This is a genomic window from Streptomyces sp. NBC_01320, from assembly GCF_035974375.1.
Classification (GTDB): Bacteria; Actinomycetota; Actinomycetes; order Streptomycetales; family Streptomycetaceae; genus Streptomyces; species Streptomyces yanii.
On sequence record NZ_CP108390.1, the window covers coordinates 2145313 to 2163666 of the forward strand.

At 70.3% G+C, this 18354-nt stretch carries 15 protein-coding genes; 7 read left to right on the forward strand and 8 right to left on the reverse strand.

The annotated features are described in order from the left end of the window. Window positions 1–248 precede the first annotated feature (248 nt). Together OG395_RS10255 and OG395_RS10260 are read left to right on the forward strand one after the other, a co-directional pair. Window positions 249–914: an IS607 family transposase gene (locus OG395_RS10255; RefSeq protein ID WP_327242408.1), complete on the forward strand. Its 666-nt coding sequence runs from the start codon at window positions 249–251 to the stop codon at window positions 912–914. 107 nt (window positions 915–1021) lie between these two features. Next, window positions 1022–3022 carry a zinc ribbon domain-containing protein gene (locus OG395_RS10260; protein ID WP_327242598.1) on the forward strand — a complete coding sequence of 667 codons (2001 nt, stop codon included), beginning with the start codon at window positions 1022–1024 and terminating at the stop codon, window positions 3020–3022. 102 nt (window positions 3023–3124) lie between these two features. Here OG395_RS10260 and OG395_RS10265 read toward each other — a convergent pair whose 3' ends face one another. After that, the gene (locus OG395_RS10265) at window positions 3125–5248 is read right to left on the reverse strand and encodes an amylo-alpha-1,6-glucosidase (RefSeq protein WP_327242599.1); all 2124 of its coding nucleotides are present in this window, start codon (window positions 5246–5248) and stop codon (window positions 3125–3127) included. Window positions 5249–5373: 125 nt separating this feature from the next. Here OG395_RS10265 and OG395_RS10270 point away from each other — a divergent pair, with 125 nt between their 5' ends. From OG395_RS10270 to OG395_RS10290, 5 genes are all read left to right on the forward strand, one after another. Beyond that, the gene (locus OG395_RS10270) at window positions 5374–6423 is read left to right on the forward strand and encodes a LacI family DNA-binding transcriptional regulator (protein WP_327242600.1); all 1050 of its coding nucleotides are present in this window, start codon (window positions 5374–5376) and stop codon (window positions 6421–6423) included. 90 nt (window positions 6424–6513) lie between these two features. Beyond that, window positions 6514–7758 carry a sugar ABC transporter substrate-binding protein gene (locus OG395_RS10275; RefSeq protein ID WP_327242601.1) on the forward strand — a complete coding sequence of 415 codons (1245 nt, stop codon included), beginning with the start codon at window positions 6514–6516 and terminating at the stop codon, window positions 7756–7758. Window positions 7759–7763: 5 nt separating this feature from the next. Continuing rightward, window positions 7764–8912, forward strand: a complete 1149-nt coding sequence (locus OG395_RS10280; RefSeq protein WP_327242602.1) for a carbohydrate ABC transporter permease — start codon at window positions 7764–7766, stop codon at window positions 8910–8912. Between the two features lie 110 nt (window positions 8913–9022). Further along, the gene (locus OG395_RS10285; protein WP_327242603.1) at window positions 9023–9847 is read left to right on the forward strand and encodes a carbohydrate ABC transporter permease; all 825 of its coding nucleotides are present in this window, start codon (window positions 9023–9025) and stop codon (window positions 9845–9847) included. Between the two features lie 519 nt (window positions 9848–10366). Further along, entirely contained in the window at window positions 10367–13792 is a 3426-nt protein-coding gene (locus OG395_RS10290; protein ID WP_327242604.1) for a hypothetical protein, read from the forward strand. Window positions 13793–14228: 436 nt separating this feature from the next. On the opposite strand, the gene OG395_RS10295 is transcribed toward OG395_RS10290, so the two are convergent. From OG395_RS10295 to OG395_RS10325, 7 genes are all read right to left on the reverse strand, one after another. Further along, the gene (locus OG395_RS10295; RefSeq protein WP_327242605.1) at window positions 14229–14381 is read right to left on the reverse strand and encodes a hypothetical protein; all 153 of its coding nucleotides are present in this window, start codon (window positions 14379–14381) and stop codon (window positions 14229–14231) included. 287 nt (window positions 14382–14668) lie between these two features. Continuing rightward, entirely contained in the window at window positions 14669–14800 is a 132-nt protein-coding gene (locus tag OG395_RS10300; protein ID WP_327242606.1) for a hypothetical protein, read from the reverse strand. Window positions 14801–15124: 324 nt separating this feature from the next. Then, entirely contained in the window at window positions 15125–15568 is a 444-nt protein-coding gene (locus OG395_RS10305) for a type 1 glutamine amidotransferase domain-containing protein (protein WP_327249306.1), read from the reverse strand. Window positions 15569–15667: 99 nt separating this feature from the next. Then, window positions 15668–15889 (reverse strand): DUF6381 family protein, encoded by a 222-nt coding sequence (locus OG395_RS10310; protein ID WP_327242607.1) that lies wholly within the window; start codon window positions 15887–15889, stop codon window positions 15668–15670. Window positions 15890–16554: 665 nt separating this feature from the next. After that, window positions 16555–17001, reverse strand: a complete 447-nt coding sequence (locus OG395_RS10315) for a nitroreductase family deazaflavin-dependent oxidoreductase (RefSeq protein WP_327242608.1) — start codon at window positions 16999–17001, stop codon at window positions 16555–16557. Window positions 17002–17140: 139 nt separating this feature from the next. Further along, window positions 17141–17341 (reverse strand): hypothetical protein, encoded by a 201-nt coding sequence (locus OG395_RS10320; protein ID WP_327242609.1) that lies wholly within the window; start codon window positions 17339–17341, stop codon window positions 17141–17143. Window positions 17342–17668: 327 nt separating this feature from the next. After that, the gene (locus tag OG395_RS10325) at window positions 17669–18157 is read right to left on the reverse strand and encodes a hypothetical protein (protein WP_327242610.1); all 489 of its coding nucleotides are present in this window, start codon (window positions 18155–18157) and stop codon (window positions 17669–17671) included. Between the last annotated feature and the right edge of the window lie 197 nt (window positions 18158–18354).

Genomic DNA, 18354 nt, shown 5'->3' on the forward strand with positions numbered 1-18354 from the left:
AGCCTGGGGAAGGAGCTACTAGGACATTTCGGCAATGCGGGAAGCGTGCGTGCCAGGGCGTGGCCGCCCGATCAGAGGTCACCCGACAGGGTCTTCAACTGTTGAGGGTTTCGCTTAGTGAGCCTCATGGATGCTACTTACCAAAGTGCGTGTGGATCTGTAGGCAATTTCGCTCCGCTTCCCGCGACGGTGTGATGTTCGTGCCGTTTTGAGGAGGTGGGTGGGAGCGGGGTCGTAGGTTTCTCGCCATGGAACTTCTTCGGTTGGCGGTGGCTGCGCGGAGGGTGGGTGTACATCCGGGGACGCTGCGGTTGTGGGCGAACGAGGGCAAGGTTCCGGTGGTGTGGGTGGGTCGTGAACGGCGGTTCTCCAGCTCGGCGTTGGATTCCCTGACTGGCGCCCCGGATGCGCCTGAGCGGCGCGAGGCGCTTTATGTGCGGGTCTCGGGCACCAGCGGGCAGGAGTCGTCGCTGGCCGCGCAGGAGGCCGAGCTGCGGGCCTCGGCTTCAGGGGTGGTGGTCGCGGTCTTCAAGGACCGGGCCTCGGGACTGCGGGAGTCGCGGCCGGGGCTTGACCGGCTGTTGAAGCGGGCCGCGGCGGGTGAGTTCACTCATGTGCGGGTCACGCACGGCGACCGGCTGGCCCGTTTCGGTGCGGGCTGGTTGACACAGGTTCTGGCCCATCACCACGTCACCGTCGAGGTGTTGCATGCCAAGGGGGCGGCCGGGGGGATGGAGGAGCTGCTGGACGACTTCATGTCGTTGGTAGCCACCTTCGCCGGCCGTATGTACGGGATGCGCTCACGCGCGGCGCGTCGGCGGCTTCTGGCCGAGGCCGAGGGCCGCGTGGAGCACCCTGCCCCCGAAGCCAAAGCCGAAGCCGAAGCCGAAGTTGCGGGTGAACGTCGTGGCTAGGTTGATGGCGACGGCTTCGTGTACGGCCTTCCGTGGTGTCCTGGAGGGCAGTGGTAAGCGGGTCGGGCAGGGCTTGCTGTTCGAACGAGTGGGGTTTTCTGGCCCGGTTGAGTCAGTCGCTGACCGGTGCTCTGGTGGCTTCGCGGTGGGACGAGGACTCGCTGGACGTGCTGGCTGCCGGGGTGGACGAGCGGGGCGAGGACCTGCCGTCCAAGGGGTGGATGGCGATGCGCCGCCTGAACTGGCGGCAGGACGTCACGCCCCCGGCCGGGGTGTATGTGTCGGACCGGGTGCGCCGCGGCGCCGAGGAGTACGCGGCCAGGACTCTGCGCCTGGCCCTGCGCCGGCGCACCATCGTGACCGCGATCCTGGCCACCTGGCCCGGTGATCCCCGTCGGCGTACCGAGGCGGAGTGGGCCGCGCTGCGCAAGCTGCTGCCCGCCGGGGTGGCGGGTGCCGAAATCCGTAACCGCACCCGCCAGATCCGTGCGTATGCGGCCGAGCACGGGAAGCTGCCTACCGGGTTGTGCGTACTGGAGGGACCACCGCAGGTCGGCGAGTTGGTGCTGCTTGCCGCGATGGACCGCCAGCAGGTCACCCTGGCCAGGGTGGACGAGACCACCGCCCGTTTGCGTCTCAAGCTTCCGCTGTGTGCGGCTCCCACCTCGGGCCGTGACTGGGCCTGGCACGTGATCGACATCCGGCTCCCGGGCACCATCGGGGTGGACTCGGTGCTGCACACCCCCACCCTGCGCCCCACCCGGGCCGGAAGGATCGCGGTGGACCTGCCGCACTCCCGGCCCGCCCCGGCCACCAAGGCGAGCGGGCATACCGTGGCACTCGGCTTCGACTGGGGTGTGGGCACCCTGCTCACCGGCACGCTCGGCCGCCTGACCGGCAAAGGACAGACCCGGCGGGTTCTCACCGACGGGCGTCCGCTGATCTTCGACGCCACGACGGTCAGTGCCGCCCTGCACCGGTTGCGCGGTGTGCGTGAGCACCTCGCGGCCAAACGCGATCACCAGCGGGCCCTCGCGGACGGGCTGGGCTCCCCGCACCTGGCCTGGGGTGAGCACCTCGATCGGGCCCGGGTGCTGGAGGTCGAGCACGGGCGGGTGTGTGCCCGGATCCGGCACTTGAACGACGCGCTGGCCTGGTCGGCGGCCCGCTGGGCCGTCGACCAGGCCGTAGCGCTCGGCGCGAGCGTCGTCTACCTCGAAGACCTCGCCACCCTCGAAGCCCGAGGCCACCGGCGCGGCAATGCCCGCCTGTCCGGGCAGGTGCGCGGCACCGTGGCCCAGGCGATGCGGCACCTGGCCGCGAAGGCGGGCATCGCGGTGGTCACCGTCCCGGCCCGCGGCACCTCCAAGCTGTGCCCCGGCTGCCTGGCCACCCTCACCCACCACCCCGCCCCCGACCGGCTGGCCGAACGCGGCTGGAAATGGGCGCACTGCACCCGGTGCGGGCTGTCCATGGACCGCGACCATGCCGCCGCCCGCCGGATCGTCTCCCGCGGCCTGCTCGCCCAGACCCACACCACCACCGACCCCACCACCCACACCCGCACCATCCGCACCACCGTCGACGGCACCGTGACCCCGGTCCGCCGCCCGAAGAAGACCACCCACCGCATGCGCCGCCAACACCAAGCGGAGCAGGCCCCACCCCGGCTACGCGAAACCAACACCACCCCGGGCAAGGGCCGCCCCACCCCCAGCAGGCCCACCGGCCCTGGTGGCCGAGACACCCGGCACGCCGCCCAAGGGCAGGCCCCGGGCCCGAAGACTTCCCGCCGTATGCCCGACGCGCGTACGGTCCCCGCCACCACCCCCACCGGGATGGTCCAGCGTCCGGCGGGGCATGACACCCAGACACCCACCCCCACCGGGCCGGTGCCAGGTCATGGAGTACCCGCCCGCGTCCGGCCGGAAGAAGACCCTCTACCCGGACGCAGGCGGCTCTCACGCAGAACCTGTCGACGACGCACCCGCGCCGCCGAGCGGACCGGCTTCCACCACCTGCACGCCACCGCAGTCCACCCCCTCACCCCAAGGATCGGACCACCGGACGGCAACCGCACACGGCCACGCCGCGCCCGAAAAGCCTGAATCTCACAGGCACACACAGAGTTCTAGAGACGCTCTGACCCGAGACCGGACCTGACCCCGGCCCACGGGACCCTGCCTCGGATCGGGTACAGCCGCTCCGGGTCAACGGGGTGTCGTGTGCTGCCTCCTGACCACCAGGCCCTTCGGGGCCTCGATGTGTGCCGTGCCGTCGACGTCGACGGAGATGTCCAGCCGCCCGTCCGCGACAGCGAGCCCCTCGACCTTCAGCGGCCGGTAGGCCTCCGCGAAGCCGGGCGCGACCGTGAGTATTCCTCCGGGGACATCGGCGGAGAGACCCAGCACCGACTGGAGGATCATGACGGACGAGGCCGCCGCCCAGGCCTGCGGGCGGCAGGACGCCGGATAGGGCGAGGGCCGGGTGTCGGTCGCCACTCCATGACCGGCGAACAGTTCGGGAAGCCGTGCGTCGAAGGCCGCCGATGCGGTCAGCAGTCCCTCGGACAGGGACGCGGCTGCGTCCGGGAAGCCGGCCCTGACCAGGCCGTGCACCGCGATCGCTGTGTCGTGCGGCCAGATGGAACCGATGTGATAGCCGTACGGGTTGTAGGACACGGAGTTGCTGCTCAGGGTCCGCAGACCATGGCCGGAGTCGAGGTCGGGAGCGCTGAGCCTGGCGGCCAGCAGGGCGCTCTCCTCGTGGTCGAGCAGGCCCGTGCCCAGCAGGTGACCGAAGCCCGAGGTGACCGAGTCCACTGGCTTCTTCTCCCCGTCGAGCGCCACGGCCGGGTACGGTCCGCGCTCGTCCTCCACCCAGAAGTGCCTGCGGAAACGGTCACGCAACCGCTCGGCCCACTCCTCCCACTGGTCTGCGCCGGGGCGGCCGAAGGCGCGCAGCAGGTCCGCGCCGCCGCGGGCCGCCTCGTAGGCGTACGCCTGGACCTCGCACAGCGCGATGGGGGAGGTGGCGAGGCGACCGTCGCGGTACTGGATGGAGTCGCCGGAGTCCTTCCAGCCCTGGTTGGCCAGGCCGCGACCGGTGTGGTCGATGTACTTCAGAAAGCCGTCCCCGTCCGCGTCACCGTGGTCGCGCATCCAGGCGAGTGCGGACTCCGCGTGCGGAAGGAGCTGTTCGACCTGCTCGGGCGCGAGGCCCCAGCGCCAGGAGTCGTGCAGCAGGGTGATCCAGAGCGGGGTGGCGTCGACCGTGCCGTAGTAGCAGGGGGGCAGGGAGAAGTTGTCGTTGAAGTTCTGGGTGGCGCGGCGTACTTCGTGCAGGATCTTGCCGGGTTGCTCCTCTGTGTGCCGGTCGGACTTCGTGCCCTGCCGACGGCCAAGTGTGCGCAGCGTACCGGCGGCGAGACCGGTGCCCAGCGGCAGCAGCATGCGGGCCGCCCACAGGGCGTCGCGGCCGAAGAGGGTGAGGAACCACGGGGCCCCGGCGGCCAGGAACTGGTCGGCGGGATCGACCGGGTCGGTCAGCCGCAGCCGGTCGAGGTCGGCGGCCGACTGACTCAGCCAGTGGTCGAAGCGCCGGTCGGCGCTGCGCAGGACCGGTGTGCGCCAGGGCAGGCTGTCGGCCGGGGGCGCGGGGAACTGGTCGCCGTCCTCATGAACCGCGTCGCAGTGCAGTTCAGCGGTCCATGCCGAGCCGGGAGCGAGTTCGATGTCGTAGGCCAGCGTTCCGGCGGCCGGGTCGACGGCGGCAGGCCGCGGGTAGCTGGTGAGTCGTACCGCGAAGGTGTCCCTGGACCAACCGAGTCCGCCCTCCGTGACGTTGGCGATGACCGGGCTCTCGACGTGTCCGGACTTGACGCGCTCGATCGGGGCGAGGTCCGTCCCGGCGGTGACGATCAGCCGGACATGGACATGTTGCCGCCCGGCGTTGGCGACTTCGAGGGTCTCCTCCAGATGCCCGGGGGTGACGTGGCGGCGCCGGTGCAGGGTGACGGCCGGATCCGGTGTCTCCTCGCCCAGGCCGCGCAGCACGCTGCGAAAGGCTGCCCGGTCAGCTCCCCGGAAGGCTCCTCGGACAGGGGCGATCGCGACTCCGTCGGCCGCGACGGTCAGCCGGGCAAGGGCTCTGCTGTCGCCGTGGTAGAAGCCGTCGGCGGCACCGCCGATCTGTCCGTCCGCGTGGGAGATCGCGAAGCTCGGGGCGTACAGCGTCACACAGGCGTCATGCAGGAACGGCTGGAGGCCTTCGGCCGCCGGGCCGGCCCCCGTGTCGGAGTTCGTCATGTCGTGGGTCTTGACAGTGGTGTCCAACAGAGCAGAACCTCTCAGGCATTGGAGCGTTCCAAGAACCCTAACGACGACTTCAGTGCGTTGACAACGGTTTTGGAACGCTCCAATGAACTCGCCCGCTCGTACGACCAGTTCCGGAGACACTGATGCCCCGCTCGCCCAACTCCCCCGGACCCAAGACTGGTTCAGTTACGCTGGCCACGGTCGCACGGCGGGCCGGAGTCTCTCCGCAGACGGTGTCGAACGCGCTCAACTCGCCCGAGTTGCTGCGTCCGGAAACCCTGGAGCGGGTCCGCCGCACCATCGACGAGCTGGGCTATCGGCCGCACCGAGCGGCTCAGACCCTGCGTACCCGATCGAGCAAACTCATCGGGTACGGAATCCGTCCCACCGCCCCTGGCACCTCGGCCCCGGTCATGGACCGGTTTCTGCACGCCCTGTCCCAGACCGCCGACGAGGCCGGTTATCGGATCCTGCTCTTCGCCTCACCCCCCGGCAGCGCCGGTCTCGACGGATACGAGGAGCTCCTCGACCTGCACAGCGTGGACGGTTTCGTGCTGAGCGGCACCGATCGGGGCGACCAGCGCCAGGCCTGGCTGGAAAAGCGCGGTGTCCCGTTCGTGGGCTTCGGCCGGATGTGGTCCGGCCGGCAGATCGGCGACTGGGTGGATGTCGACGGCGCCTCGGGCACGGACGCCGCGGTCGAGCATCTGGTGGCTCTGGGGCATCGCAGGATCGCGTTCCTCGGCTGGCCGCGCGGCTCCGGGGTCGGTGACGACCGTGCCATGGGCTGGCAGCGCGCCATGCAACGGCACGGCCTGCCGGTGCGTGGTAAGCGGGCGCAGAGCATCGATGACATCGCCTCGGCGCAGGCCGCTGTCGGACCACTGCTCGACGCGGGCGTGACGGCCGTGATCACCGCCAGCGACATGCTCGCACTGGGCTGCTACCACGCCTTGCGCGAGCGACGGGCCGTGCCGGGCAAGGATGTCGCGGTCGTCGGCTTCGACGACTCCCCCACGGCGGCCCTCCTCTCCCCCGGACTGTCCACCGTCGCCCAGCCGCTGGAGGCCGTCGGCCGCGAATGCGTCCGGCTTCTGCTGGCCCGGATGTCGGAACTCGGCGCTCCCCCCGAGCGTGTCCTGCTCGAACCGTCCCTCGTCGTGCGGAACAGCACATCCGCGTCGGACGACTGAACCACTCCCGCGCCTGTTGACGGGCCCCTATTCACAGCACGCCCTTTCCGGGCAGCTGAGCCGCAACCCTCATCCCACCTGGAGGAATTCATGGCAACCCGTACGGCCGTCGCCGCTCTCGCCACCTGCGCGGCGCTCCTGGCCGCCACCGGCTGCTCATCCAGCTTCGGCAGCGACAAGGAGCCGGCGCAGGACAAGGCCGGCAAGCAGAAACTGACGGTACTGATCGCCACCTCGGGGGACGCCGAGACCCAGGCAGTCAAGACCGCCGCTGCCGCGTATGCGAAGAAGTCGGGCAACTCGGTCTCGGTCGAGGTTGCGAAGGACATGAACCAGCAGCTCGCTCAGTCCTTCGCCGGGCACAAGCCGCCGGACGTCTTCTACGTCAACTCCGACCAGTTCGCGAACTACGCGAAGGGCGGCTCGCTGTACCCGTACGGGGACCGGATATCCGACGCCGGCGACTTCTCCGAGCAGCTGCGCGGCTCGTTCTCGTACGACGGGAAACTGGTCTGTCTACCGAAGGACTCCTCCACCCTCGCTCTCGCCATCAACACCGACCTGTGGAAGAAGGCCGGGCTGACGGAAAAGGACTATCCGAAGAGCTGGGAGGAGCTGAGGACCGTCGCGGACAAGCTCACCGGCAACGGCGTCACCGGCCTGGTCACCAGCGACGAGTACCAGCGGCTCGGAGTCTTCATGAAGCAGGCGGGCGGCTGGCTCACCGACCCGAACCAGAAGAAGATGACCGCGAGCACCCCGGAGAACGCCAAGGGGCTCGACTTCGTCCAGTCCCTGCTCAAGTCCGGCTCGATGAAGTTCGCCAAGCAGGTGGACACCAGCTGGGGCGGTGAGGCACTGGGCAAGGGCAAGGCCGCCATGACCATCGAGGGCAACTGGCTCGAGGGCGGCATGAAGCTCGACTACCCCGATGTGAAGTACACCGTCGCGCCGCTGCCCGAGGGACCCGCCGGGAAAGGCACCCTCGCCTTCAGCAACTGCTGGGGAGTCGCCGCCGACAGCGCGCACCGGGCGGCGGGAGTCGACCTCGTGAAGTACCTGACCTCCGCGCAGCAACAGCTCGACTTCGCCGACGCGTTCGGTGTCATGCCGTCGCGGACGAGCGCGCTCAAGACCTACGCCGAGAAGAAGCCGGCCGCCAAGGCCTGGGTGGAGGGCAACGCCTACGCGCAGGGCCCGGTGACGATCGCCGGCTTCGACAAGGTCCTGAGCCAGTTCAACACCGATCTGCAGTCGCTGCGCACCGCCGACCCGAAGAAGATCCTCGCCGACCTTCAGCGCAACGGCGAACAGGCGATCGCGAAGGGCAACTGAGCCCCATGCCCATCCGCACGATGCGCGCCGGCAGTATCCCCCGCACCACCGGCTCCCCCGGCGCACCTGACAGCGCCCCCGGCAGAGCCGGTACGACCGCGAAGGTTCGCGCCCGGCGCGCGGGCCTTCGCGGGGAGGGCACCTGGGGCTGGCTGTTCGTCAGCCCCATGGTGCTCGTCCTCGGCCTGTTCATGGTGCTTCCCATCCTGATGGCTCTGTGGGTGAGCCTGCTGCACTGGGACGGACAGTCCGACCCGTTCTCCGGCCAGGCCGATTTCGTCGGCCTGGACAACTACCGGGCGCTGCTCACGCAGGACGGACTCGACCGCACACTCTTCGCGACCTCCCTGCGTAACAACGCCTATTACGTACTGCTGACCGTCCCCCTGCAGACCGTGCTGGCACTGGGTCTGGCCCTGGTCGTCAACCAGAAGCTGCTCCGGGGGCGTGGCGCCCTCCGCACGACGTTCTTCTTCCCGTCCGTCACCAGCTCCATCGCCGTCTCAACGGTCTTCCTCTTTCTCTTCCAGGGCAGCGGGTCCGTCAACACCATGCTGTCCTGGATCGGAATCAAGGGGCCGAACTGGTTCGCCGACCCCCGCGGGGTGCTCTCGCTGATCCTGGGCGGCCTGGGAATCGTCGATCCCGAGCGGCCCACCGGAATGCTGGCCGATCACTCCGCCCTGGGACTGTCGTGGTTCGAGTGGCTCTCGGGCCCCTCGGTCGCGATGTGCACGCTCATCCTGCTCGCCGTGTGGACCACCTCCGGCACGTTCATGCTGATCTTCCTCGCGGCACTCCAGAACATTCCGCGGGAGCTGGAGGAGTCGGCCGCCATGGAAGGGGTCAACCGCCGCCAGATGCTCTGGCATGTGACGTTGCCGGCGTTGCGCCCCGTGCTGTTCCTGGTCCTGACCCTGGGGCTGATCTCCACCTGGCAGGTCTTCGATCAGGTGTATGTGATGGGTCAGGGCGCTCCGGGCAATACGACGCTCACACCCGCCTTCCTGTCGTACTCCGCGGGCTTCGACAACGCGGACTTCGGGCAGGGCTCCGCGATCGCGTTCGTCCTGCTCGCCCTGATCCTCATCCTGACCGCGTTCCAGCGCTGGGCGCTGCGGGAGCGCGGCGCAAGCACCGGGAGGAACCGATGACCGCCGCCGGAACGGCCATACGGGACCGGCCTCAGCGCTCCCCCCACCGTCGCGACCCGCGCGACCGCGGACGCCCTGTTCTGAGTCGTTTCCCCTTGCGGTGGCGGCTCGTGGGATACGCCGTGGTGCTGGGACTGGGTCTGCTCTATCTGCTGCCGTTCGCCCTCCAGCTGGTGACCGGATTCAAGACGGACCCGGACGCTGCCGCGCATCCGCTGGCCCTGCTGCCCACCACTCCGACCACAGCCGCTTACCAGCGGCTGCTCGGGCTGAGCCAGGCCGCTGAAGGGGTGCCCTTCCTGCGCTGGCTCGGCAACTCGGCACTGGTGGCGGTGCTGGTGACCGCGGGCCGGGTGCTGTTCGACTCCATGGCGGGCTACGCGCTGGCGCGGCTGCGTTTCCGGGGCCGCTCGGTACTGTTCGGCTTTGTGCTCGCAGTGATGGCGGTGCCCGGAGTGGCCCTGCTCATCCCGAAGTTCCTGGTGCTCAACACCTTCGGGCTCTTCGACACGTACTCCGGCATGGTCGTGCCGTTGCTGGTGGACGCGGCGGGCATCTTCATCATGAAGCAGTTCTTCGAATCGGTGCCGCGCGAGGTCGAGGAGGCCGCGCGGGTGGACGGGGCGGGTGTGTTCCGGATCTTCTGGTCCGTCGTCCTGCCGATGGCCAGACCGGCGTTGATCACCCTGACGATCCTGTCGTTCCAGGGGTCGTGGAACGAGTTCACGCATTTCCTCGTCAGCACGCAGTCCGGCCAGTACGAGACGCTCACCACGGGTCTGGCCCGCTTCGTCTCGGGCGGACTCGGTGGCGGAACGCAGTATCCGCTGAAGCTGGCGGCGGCCCTGCTCTCCACCCTTCCGGTGGCCGCGCTGTTCTTCTGCTTCCAGCGCTACTTCGTGAGCGGCGCCAACTCGGGTGCGGTCAAGGAGTGAGTGCCGGCCGGCCCGGATCACACCGAGATCGGCACAGAGGCCGACGGCTCGTTCGGGTCGACTCGGGCAACCGCAACGGCGGTGGAGGCCCACGGTGTCCTCGCTGGGTGGAGGTACCGGTGCAGAGCAACTGCTGGGCCACGGAGCTGCCGAGGGGCCGGAACCCGACCCGAGGAAGCACTCGCCTCAGCTGCCCTGGAGCGGATCGGCCGGCTTCCGGTTCCGGTGATGCGTGCTGCCGCGGTCGACGGCGGACTCCTACTCGTCCGACCGCGCGATGCGGAGCTGCCCCCAGAGGGCCCGCGAGCGACACGCAGCAACCCTGACTCCTCCACTCCGTCAACGGACAACAGGGGGCGGCTGACACGCGTCGACCCGTGTCAGCCGCCCGAGGCGGACCGAACGCCGACGCCGGTCCGGGCGACTGACCGCCCGTGCTCCGCCGAGCGGTCGAGCGGTGGTGGGGGTCGCGCGAAAACCTGTACGGGCAGAGGGCCCGGTGGCACCAGAATGGCTGATATGCCCATCGAGCCCCAAGACCCCCGCACAGCCGTCGACCACCTCTACGCCGCTCTCGACCCGCTCGCATACCCCGCCCGGATGCGCGCGCTCGCCACGTGGACGCAGAGCCAGGTCCGCAACGGCGACGGCCGCGGCGCGGGTCGTCTCCGGTCGCTGCTCGACGAGTTGGACACGCGCGGACCGCACGGACGCAGGCTCGCCGTCCTCGCCGCAGCCGTCGGAGGGGACGTCGCCTTCCTGGAGGCGCGGCTCGCGGACCCCGACGGCACCGTCCGCGGACATGCGCTGAAGTCCTCGCTCCGGCTGCCCATCAGCGACACCGCCCTCGAACGGGCGATGGACGACGCACCGGCGGCCGTGCGGCGGCAGCTCGCCACCGTCGTCGTCGCCAGCCGGCGCACCGCCCTCGCAGAGCGGCTGATCCTGTCCGTACAGGAGTTGTGGGGCGACGAGGAGGCCGCACGGCTGCTGCCGGGGTGCGGACCCGAGGCCGTGGAACGGCTGCTGCCCGGGCTCTTCCTGGCCGTGACCCGCTGGCACGCCCTCGGCCGCCGCTACCCGGACCTGGTGCTCGACGAGGTCGCGCGCCAGCTCGCCGAGCTGCCCGAGCAGTCGCGCACGCCCTGGTGGTACCGCAACGCGGACGTCTTCGAGGCAACAGTCGAAGCCCGGCCGCTGCGCGTCCTCGACCTGCTGGAACTGCACTGCCCGGCACAGCTTCCCGGACCCGTACGCGCCGGCCTGGGTGTCCTGCTCAAGGCCGCGCCGGGACGCACGATCCGTCTGATCACGGCACCGGAACGCCTCGTCGGTCCCCCGCGCGACTTGGTGTCCCGTACGGCCCTGAGCCGTGTCGCCCAAATCGGGCCGCCGGAGTTGACGGACCTCGGCCGGGCCTGGAGCCACGACCCGGACTCCCTCGCGCTGCTGCTCCGCACGCTGCCGCCGTCCCGGCGCGATGCGTTCTACGATGCCGCCACCGCCGGCCAGGACCTCAGCCGCAGCAGCCTGGCCAGCAGCCTCCTCGAGGCACTGCCTCGCCGCCGCGCGCACGCCGAGGCGCGTCGGATGGCCGCGCAGGCCGCCGAACGCGGCGCGCGCTGGGACACCGTGCTGGCCGCCGTCGCCCACCTCCCGGTCGCCGAGGCCCAGCCGCAGCTGCTCGCCGCCACCCGCCGCCCGGCAGCGGAGGACCGGGCGCTGGCGTACCCGCTGCTGGTCCGCAACGCTGCCAGGTCCGGCCAGGCCCCCGCCGTCGCCGAACTGCTCGACGTCCTGCAACGGCTCCGCAACGAGCAGGAGCCGGTCCGGTCATCCGCGCTCGCCGCCCTCGCACAGACCTCGCCCGGGCTTTTCACCGGAGCGGACGCCACCTTGCTCGACCGCATCACGACCGATGCCATCGAGGCGCGCGACAGCTCCGGACGAACTCGGCAAGCCCTCTCCTCGCTGGCACTCGCGCTGCTGCGGGAACACGCGGTGGGCGGCGAACAGACCCTGGTGGGCTGGGCGTTGGACACGCTGCAGCGACTCTCCGGGCACACCGGCGGCGCCAACCTCGGCCGCCTCGACACCTGCCTGCGCCGCGGACAGGAGTTCCAGGTCTTCGAGGCTCTCCGGCCATGGCTCGAAGCCGGCGCGGACAAGGTCGACCACTCACTGACCTTCGCCCTGACCCGCGCCCTCGGCCGCCGCGCCCACCACATGCGTGAACTGCAGGAACTCCTCTGGCAGGCCATCCAGTTCGGCGACAACGCGACCATGAGCCGGGCCGTGGACCTGTGGCTCGACGATCCCTCGACCCGAGACGAACGGGCCGTTCAGGTGCTGGAACTCGAACGGTCGGCTGTCGTACTGCACCCGGTGCTACGAGTTCTGACACATCGCCGCACGGACCTCCTGCACCTCGTCCTCGCTGACACGCCACCCTACGGGCGGTTCCTGGCGCAGGGCGCCCGCTGGCTGCCGCCCGTCGACCGCATCGGCACCTGGCTGCCCCGCCAGCAGGCCGCCGCCGCCAGCTTGCTGACCAGGGCGGCGGGCGACGCCTCGCTGCCCAAGCACGTGCGGGCCGGACACATCCGCATCTCGGCCTCCATCCCCGAACTGGGTTTCCAGACCGCCCGCCGGTACATCGACTCCCCGGACACGGTCCTCGCCGAAGCCGCCCTCGGAGCACTGGTGTGGACGGACCGTCCCGCCGCGGCACTACCCCTCCTGCTCGCCCACGCCGCGGACGACAGGGCGAGGGTCGCGCTCTACGCGGCCACCCGGGCGGCCAGGTTCGTCGCCCCGTCCCAACTGCAGGCGCTCCTGCGCGCCGCGCTGCTCCCCGCAGACGACGGCGCGCCCGCCCCGGCGGCCAAGGTCACCAGTCGCAAGGAACTCGTTCGTCTGGCCGCCTCCCGGCTGCCCGTCAACACCGCCGCCGCGATTCTCGCCGAGGCATTCGACCTACCCGGACAGCACCCCGACGTGCAGGCGGCCTGTGTCCCCGTTGCCGCCGAGCTGCTGCGCTCACCCGCGGCCTGGCACCTGCTGGAACGCGCCGCCGACGGTCTGCCCGTCACCCAGGCCGCAGTCCTGCGCACCCGTCCGTACGAGCTGCGGGCCGACGACCGGTCCCCCTACGCCCGGCTGGTGGGCCAGGTGTCGGGCAGCAGCGACGTGGAGACCGCCGACGCCGCGATGGGCCTGCTCGCACGCTGGTCGCCGTGGTACCCCGAGGCCGAGCAGCTGTTGCTGGAGGCCACCGTCGACCTGGACAACCGCTCGTCCTGGCGCGCGGCGGCGGACGGACTGGTGGCGCTGACCGCTTCGGCCGACGGCGTGGGCCCGCTGCTGGAGGCGCTGGGGCAGCTCGTCACGGCCGAGGCCGAGGCACCCGCACGTCACCTGGACGCGGAGGGCGAGCGTGACCGGCCCGCCCGGCAGCGGATCAGCCACCTGGTCGCGCGACTCGCGACCGCGGTGGCGACGGGAGGGAAGGGACCCCGAGCAGCGGCCCTGCGCGCATCCGAACTCTTGGGCGGGGCAGCCGATTTCCTGCCGGAGGGCATTCATCTGTTCGCCAAGGCCCTCGACCTCGACGCGGAACCGGCGCAGCTGCTCGCTGCGCTGCAACGTCTGGAAGCCCTGCATACCGGCCGCCCCGTCCTGGCCGCCCGTACGGCAGAGACCCTCCACAACCGGCTCAACACCGTCCGTCGCCCTGGAGACCCGCTCGTGCTGCTGTGCGCGGTCGAGCGGCTCACGGCGAACGCCGGCTGCGCAGGCGGCCTGCTTGCCGTCGCCCTCACCCAGGCGCTGGGCGCCCGCACCGGCTGGACGCAGGACTGGCGCACTCGACTCCGCGCCCTCCGACGCCATCCTCACCCCGACGTAAGAGAGGCAGCCCTGGCGCTGACCACGGCAGTCGAGTAGCGCCATCGGAGTGGGTTGCGGCGGCCGGGCCCGGGCATCGGCCTGAGCAGGGCCCCCACCTGCATGGGCGGGACGACGGCCGAGGCCGGTCGGTCGGCGGGCCAGATCGCAACCTGGCAGGCCCGCTGCGCTCGGTGAAGTCGAAGGCCTCAGGATCAGCCTGGTCAGGGCCGAGGAGAAGCTCGCGCGACTCGACCGGCGCCCCGTCGGCGGCGTCAGCCGGCGGGCGGGCCCGCCTCCTGGGCCGGCGACGGACCGACGCTGCCGCCCGACCGCGGCGAGGCGTCGTTCGGTGTGGTCGGAGTGGCCGGTGGGGTATCCCCGGATGCACACGGCGTCGAAACGCAGGGCGTAGGACGGTGCCGCAGACGGCTGACGCGCCGTGGCCAGGGTCGCATGCTGCGGTGTCAGACCCCGGTGAGGGTGCGAGGGGCGTCTACGAGGTGCTGGGTGGTCGTGGGGCGAGGGCTGCCTCGCCCTTACGCGGGTCACGGCCCAGCAGGATGAGCCGGTGGCCGTCGGCGAGGAGGTCGCGGGCAACCCGGAGGCCGATGCCGCTGTTGCCGCCTGCGCTGAGGATGGTCTTCATGATGCTCGGGGGAAGAAGAGCGGGCGGCTACCAGGCGGTGGAGGCACGGGACCGGTCACCGCCCGTGGTCGGCGTGCTGTCCTCAGAGCCTGTCGGGTGGCCTTCGATCGGATGGTGGACGCGGTCTGGTGCGTGCGATTCCAAGGCGGCGGGATGTCCTCGGATGAGGTCTCCCCTGCTCGAACGAAGCGGAGAGCTCGGGGAAGGAGCTACCAGGATATTTCGGCAACGCGGGAAGCGTGCGTGCCAGGGCGTGGCCGCCCGATCAGAGGTCACCCGACAGGCTCTCAGGCGCCGATGAGGTGTTCCGCCTGGTCGCGACCAGTGTGGAGGGCCCAGTAGTCGAGGGCGATCTCGTCGGGCGAGCGGTGCGGGACGCCTTCGGGGGCCTGGCTGCCGATCATGAGGTTGATGGCCACGTTGGCGGCGTAGATGCCCTCAGCGGCGAGGGTGTTGTGGAGGTTGACCGCCTTCTGTGTTGCCGCAGCCTCAACGTGAAGCGGACTCGGCTGACACCGGCCGGCTCGCGCCCCGCGAGGGCGACCGTCTCCGGCTCACTCTGTGGACCGTACGAGCCGACGAGCCCGCGCGGGCCCGGTGACCAACCGCTGATTCGCCCCGGCGGCCAACTGTTGCGAAGGCGACGGGCCGTCGAGGCTCCGGGACGAGGAAGACGAGAGCCGATCCCGGAACGGACCCCACCCCGCGGATCTGCCCGGCCGGACAGATCCCGGCTCCGGTCGTCAGCTGAGGTGCTTGACGACCGCGTCGGCGACGGCCCTCGTGCTGCCGGGGTTCTGCCCGGTGATCAGGCGACCGTCTTCCACGACGTATGAGTCGCAGGGCTTGTCCGCGGTGCTGTAGTCGGTTCCCAGCTTCTTCAGCCCGTCCTGCAGGCTGTACGGCACGGCCTTGTCCCGCTGGGCGAGCTCCTCCTGCGGCCAGGAGAACCCGGTGCCCCTCTTGCCCTTCACCAGCGGTTCGCCGCTCTCGAGAGTGACATCGAGCAGGCCGCACGGCCCGTGGCAGACCGCCGAGACGATCCGGCCGGAGTCGTAGAAGCGGGCGATCAGGGATTCCAGGTCCTGGCTCTGATGGAAGTCGAACATCATGCCGTGACCACCGGTGAGGTAGATGGCGTCGTAGTCCTCGACGTTGGCCTCGGCCACGGAGATGGTGTGCTCCAGCTTGTCGGATGGTTCGGCCGGGAGTCCCTTCGCCGGGCACGAATGGCCTCCCCTGCAGGTCGGGGGAGGCCATCGGTACCGCTGGACGCGAACGGTGCGTCACCGGGGCGGGAACTCGTCCTTCTGACTGCCGGCACGGCGTCCGGGCCTGTTCTCGGCCGCGCGTCCGCCCTGCTGTATGGGCTCAAGTAGGCGTCGGACCTCGTCGTGCAGCCTACGGCGTTCCATGGGATCGCTCGTGTGCTCGGCACGCTCGTTCAGCTCACGGACCTTGTCCTGCGTCTGCTGCGCACGACTGGCGGACTCGCCTGCAACGCTCATGATCGCTCCTGGGGACGGGTGGGGGTGGGGACACGTCGCAGCCAATCAGTGCCCTCTCTCTGCCGCACCCCGGAGGGTGACCGTACGCAATCACTGCAGGTCGGTGTACAGCATGGCGACCCAGTGCTGTGGCTCGCCCGCGAGTGTCCTGTGCCCTGTCCGGATTCCTTCCACAAGGGCCACAAGCGCGCCGGTCCGCGAGGAGTGTCCTCGCCCAGGTTGCCTCCTGGTCTCTGCGAGTCGGCTCTGTGCGTCGAGCCGTTCTCGGCGAGGAAGCCGTCGCGGACGGACTTGAGAGGGGCCGTGACCGGGCTGCACACGTGTCAGGCGAGACGGGAGTCGCGGGTCATCGAGACCGGAGGAATGCGGGCAACACACCGTCGAGGGCCTCGCTGTACCGGCCCCTTCGCCGACACCGAAGGGGCCGCCGCGCACGGCGAACTGCACCGCAGGTCCGCCCCTGCCCGCATCCGACGCACGGACGGCCCGCTCGCCGCCGGGAGAGCGGAGTTTCGCCACCCTGTCGAGCCCCGGGAGAGATGGGTTCCGCCTCAGCGAGCAGGAACTGGAGCATCCGAGCGATCAAGGTCAGGTCTCAGCACCGACGGCTGTCCCTTTGGTCCCCCGGTGCCGGATACCCGGATGGTGCTTCCCCGTTGTCGTGGTCAGTGGCTCTGGGCCGCCGGCTCCAGGACGAAGACGGGAATCTGCCGGTCGGTCTTCAGCTGGTAATCCGCGTAGTCGGGGAACGCCTCGACCGCGCGCTCCCACCACACAGCCTTCTCTTCACCGGTGACCTCGCGGGCGTTCATGTCCTGCCGGACCGTGCCGTCCTGGAGTTCCACCCGGGGGTCCGCCGTGATGTTGTGGTACCAGACGGGGTGCTGGGGAGCGCCGCCCTGCGAGGCGACCACGGCATACGTTCCGTCGTGCTCGACCCGCATCAGCGGTGTCTTGCGGGTCTTTCCGCTCTTGGCTCCGCGCGTGGTCAGGATGATGACCGGCAGACCACGCATCGTGGTCCCCTCCGTGCCGCCCGAGCTCTCGAACAGCTCGACCTGATCGCGGACCCACTGTGCGGGGCTCGGCTCGTACTCACCCTTGAGAGGCATGGAATCTGTCCCATCGTCGGCATACGGACATTCGGACACGCGGACATCGGCGTGTCCCACTGCACCGAGAACTCTTTCATCATTCCGCCGTCGCGAGGGCGCGGACCGTACGTGTGTCACAGCGGCGGCCGGATCGGGGTCAGGAGTCGGGCGGTCTCCGGCGCAGCTGCAGCATGGCCTCGAATCCGGCCTTCGGGTCTCCTGCCTTCGGGTCGTGGAGACCGATGCCCGCCGCCGGGGCCGGCCGCTTGAGGCGGTAGCGGAAGGTGTTGTGCTGCGTGTCGTAGGCACGCAGATGAACGACGGGGAGATCGTCTTCGGTAGCGATACGGTCCGTCAACTCCTGTGACAGCAAGGCCGCGTAGACGTCCGACAACCAAGCGGTGCGGCGAACGGCCGGAGCCGAGGACCCGCAGCGCCAGCTCCGCGTCGGCGCGCGAGCGGCGCAGTTCGGCGGGGCGGGCAGCGAGCCGGCCGATACCGATGGCGGCGAGGACCCTGTTGCCCAGCAGCACACCTCCGAGCGCGCCCGGGACGGACAGCGGAAGCACCTCGGGCAGGGAGCGGGAGCCCTGTCTTGTCCTCAGCGCGCGGCGCCGTCGACCCGCCATGCCTTCCCGGCGCGGTCCCTCCTGACGGGGACCGGAACTGCGCAGGCAGTTCCCTTTCACGGCGCTGCGGAGTCGCTGTCCGCCGACTGTCCAGGCGGCGGGGACGCCGTCGCCGTGGCAACCAGGGAGATCTTCACCAGGGTTCCCGACTTGTTGACCCACAGCTCCGGGACGTGGTCCTCGTAGAACCGGACCTGCCCGACGACTCCCTCGGTGACGGAATTCCACACGAGCCGCTCCGCGAGCGAGTCCAGCTCCGGCAGCAGTTCTGCATGCACTTCTTGACGTGCCGTCAGGCACCAGCCGCCGGCCGTCGGGGCGAGCTCGCCGACGAGGACCCCACCGACGCGCGCCGCGGGCCCGCGCCCCGCAAGCAAGGGGAACCTGTCGTCCAGCGCGTCGCCAGGCACTTCTTCGTCACCCCCGGCTCCGTCCTCGGCTCCGCCGTCCGACATGCCCAGATGCCATCGCAGATCGGCGAGTACGGCTTTCGGTACAGAAGCTCCGAGATTCAGGGCGAGGTCCACCGCGTACAGGTCAGCCATACCGACAGCCTAGGCGCGCCCCGACAGCCGATCGGCACCGAAGTGTCGCTGACCAAGGGCCGTCCCGTAATCCCTGGCGGGCGCACGACGACAGCTACGGCACCTCGCTGCATTGTCGGAACGCCCGAATGCACCCAGCATGAGGCCGCCTCTCCGCCTTGCGATGCACCGTATCCGACGCCGCGCGCTGATTCACC

What these genes read in the sequence shown, in the direction of transcription:
- OG395_RS10255 (WP_327242408.1), top strand. Translation starts at nt 249, where the DNA reads ATGGAACTTCTTCGGTTGGCGGTGGCTGCGCGGAGGGTGGGTGTACAT.
- OG395_RS10270 (WP_327242600.1), top strand. Translation starts at nt 5,374, where the DNA reads ATGCCCCGCTCGCCCAACTCCCCCGGACCCAAGACTGGTTCAGTTACG.
- OG395_RS10275 (WP_327242601.1), top strand. Translation starts at nt 6,514, where the DNA reads ATGGCAACCCGTACGGCCGTCGCCGCTCTCGCCACCTGCGCGGCGCTC.
- OG395_RS10280 (WP_327242602.1), top strand. Translation starts at nt 7,764, where the DNA reads ATGCCCATCCGCACGATGCGCGCCGGCAGTATCCCCCGCACCACCGGC.
- OG395_RS10290 (WP_327242604.1), top strand. Translation starts at nt 10,367, where the DNA reads ATGCCCATCGAGCCCCAAGACCCCCGCACAGCCGTCGACCACCTCTAC.
- OG395_RS10295 (WP_327242605.1), bottom strand. Translation starts at nt 14,381, where the DNA reads ATGAAGACCATCCTCAGCGCAGGCGGCAACAGCGGCATCGGCCTCCGG.
- OG395_RS10310 (WP_327242607.1), bottom strand. Translation starts at nt 15,889, where the DNA reads ATGAGCGTTGCAGGCGAGTCCGCCAGTCGTGCGCAGCAGACGCAGGAC.
- OG395_RS10315 (WP_327242608.1), bottom strand. Translation starts at nt 17,001, where the DNA reads ATGCCTCTCAAGGGTGAGTACGAGCCGAGCCCCGCACAGTGGGTCCGC.
- OG395_RS10325 (WP_327242610.1), bottom strand. Translation starts at nt 18,157, where the DNA reads ATGGCTGACCTGTACGCGGTGGACCTCGCCCTGAATCTCGGAGCTTCT.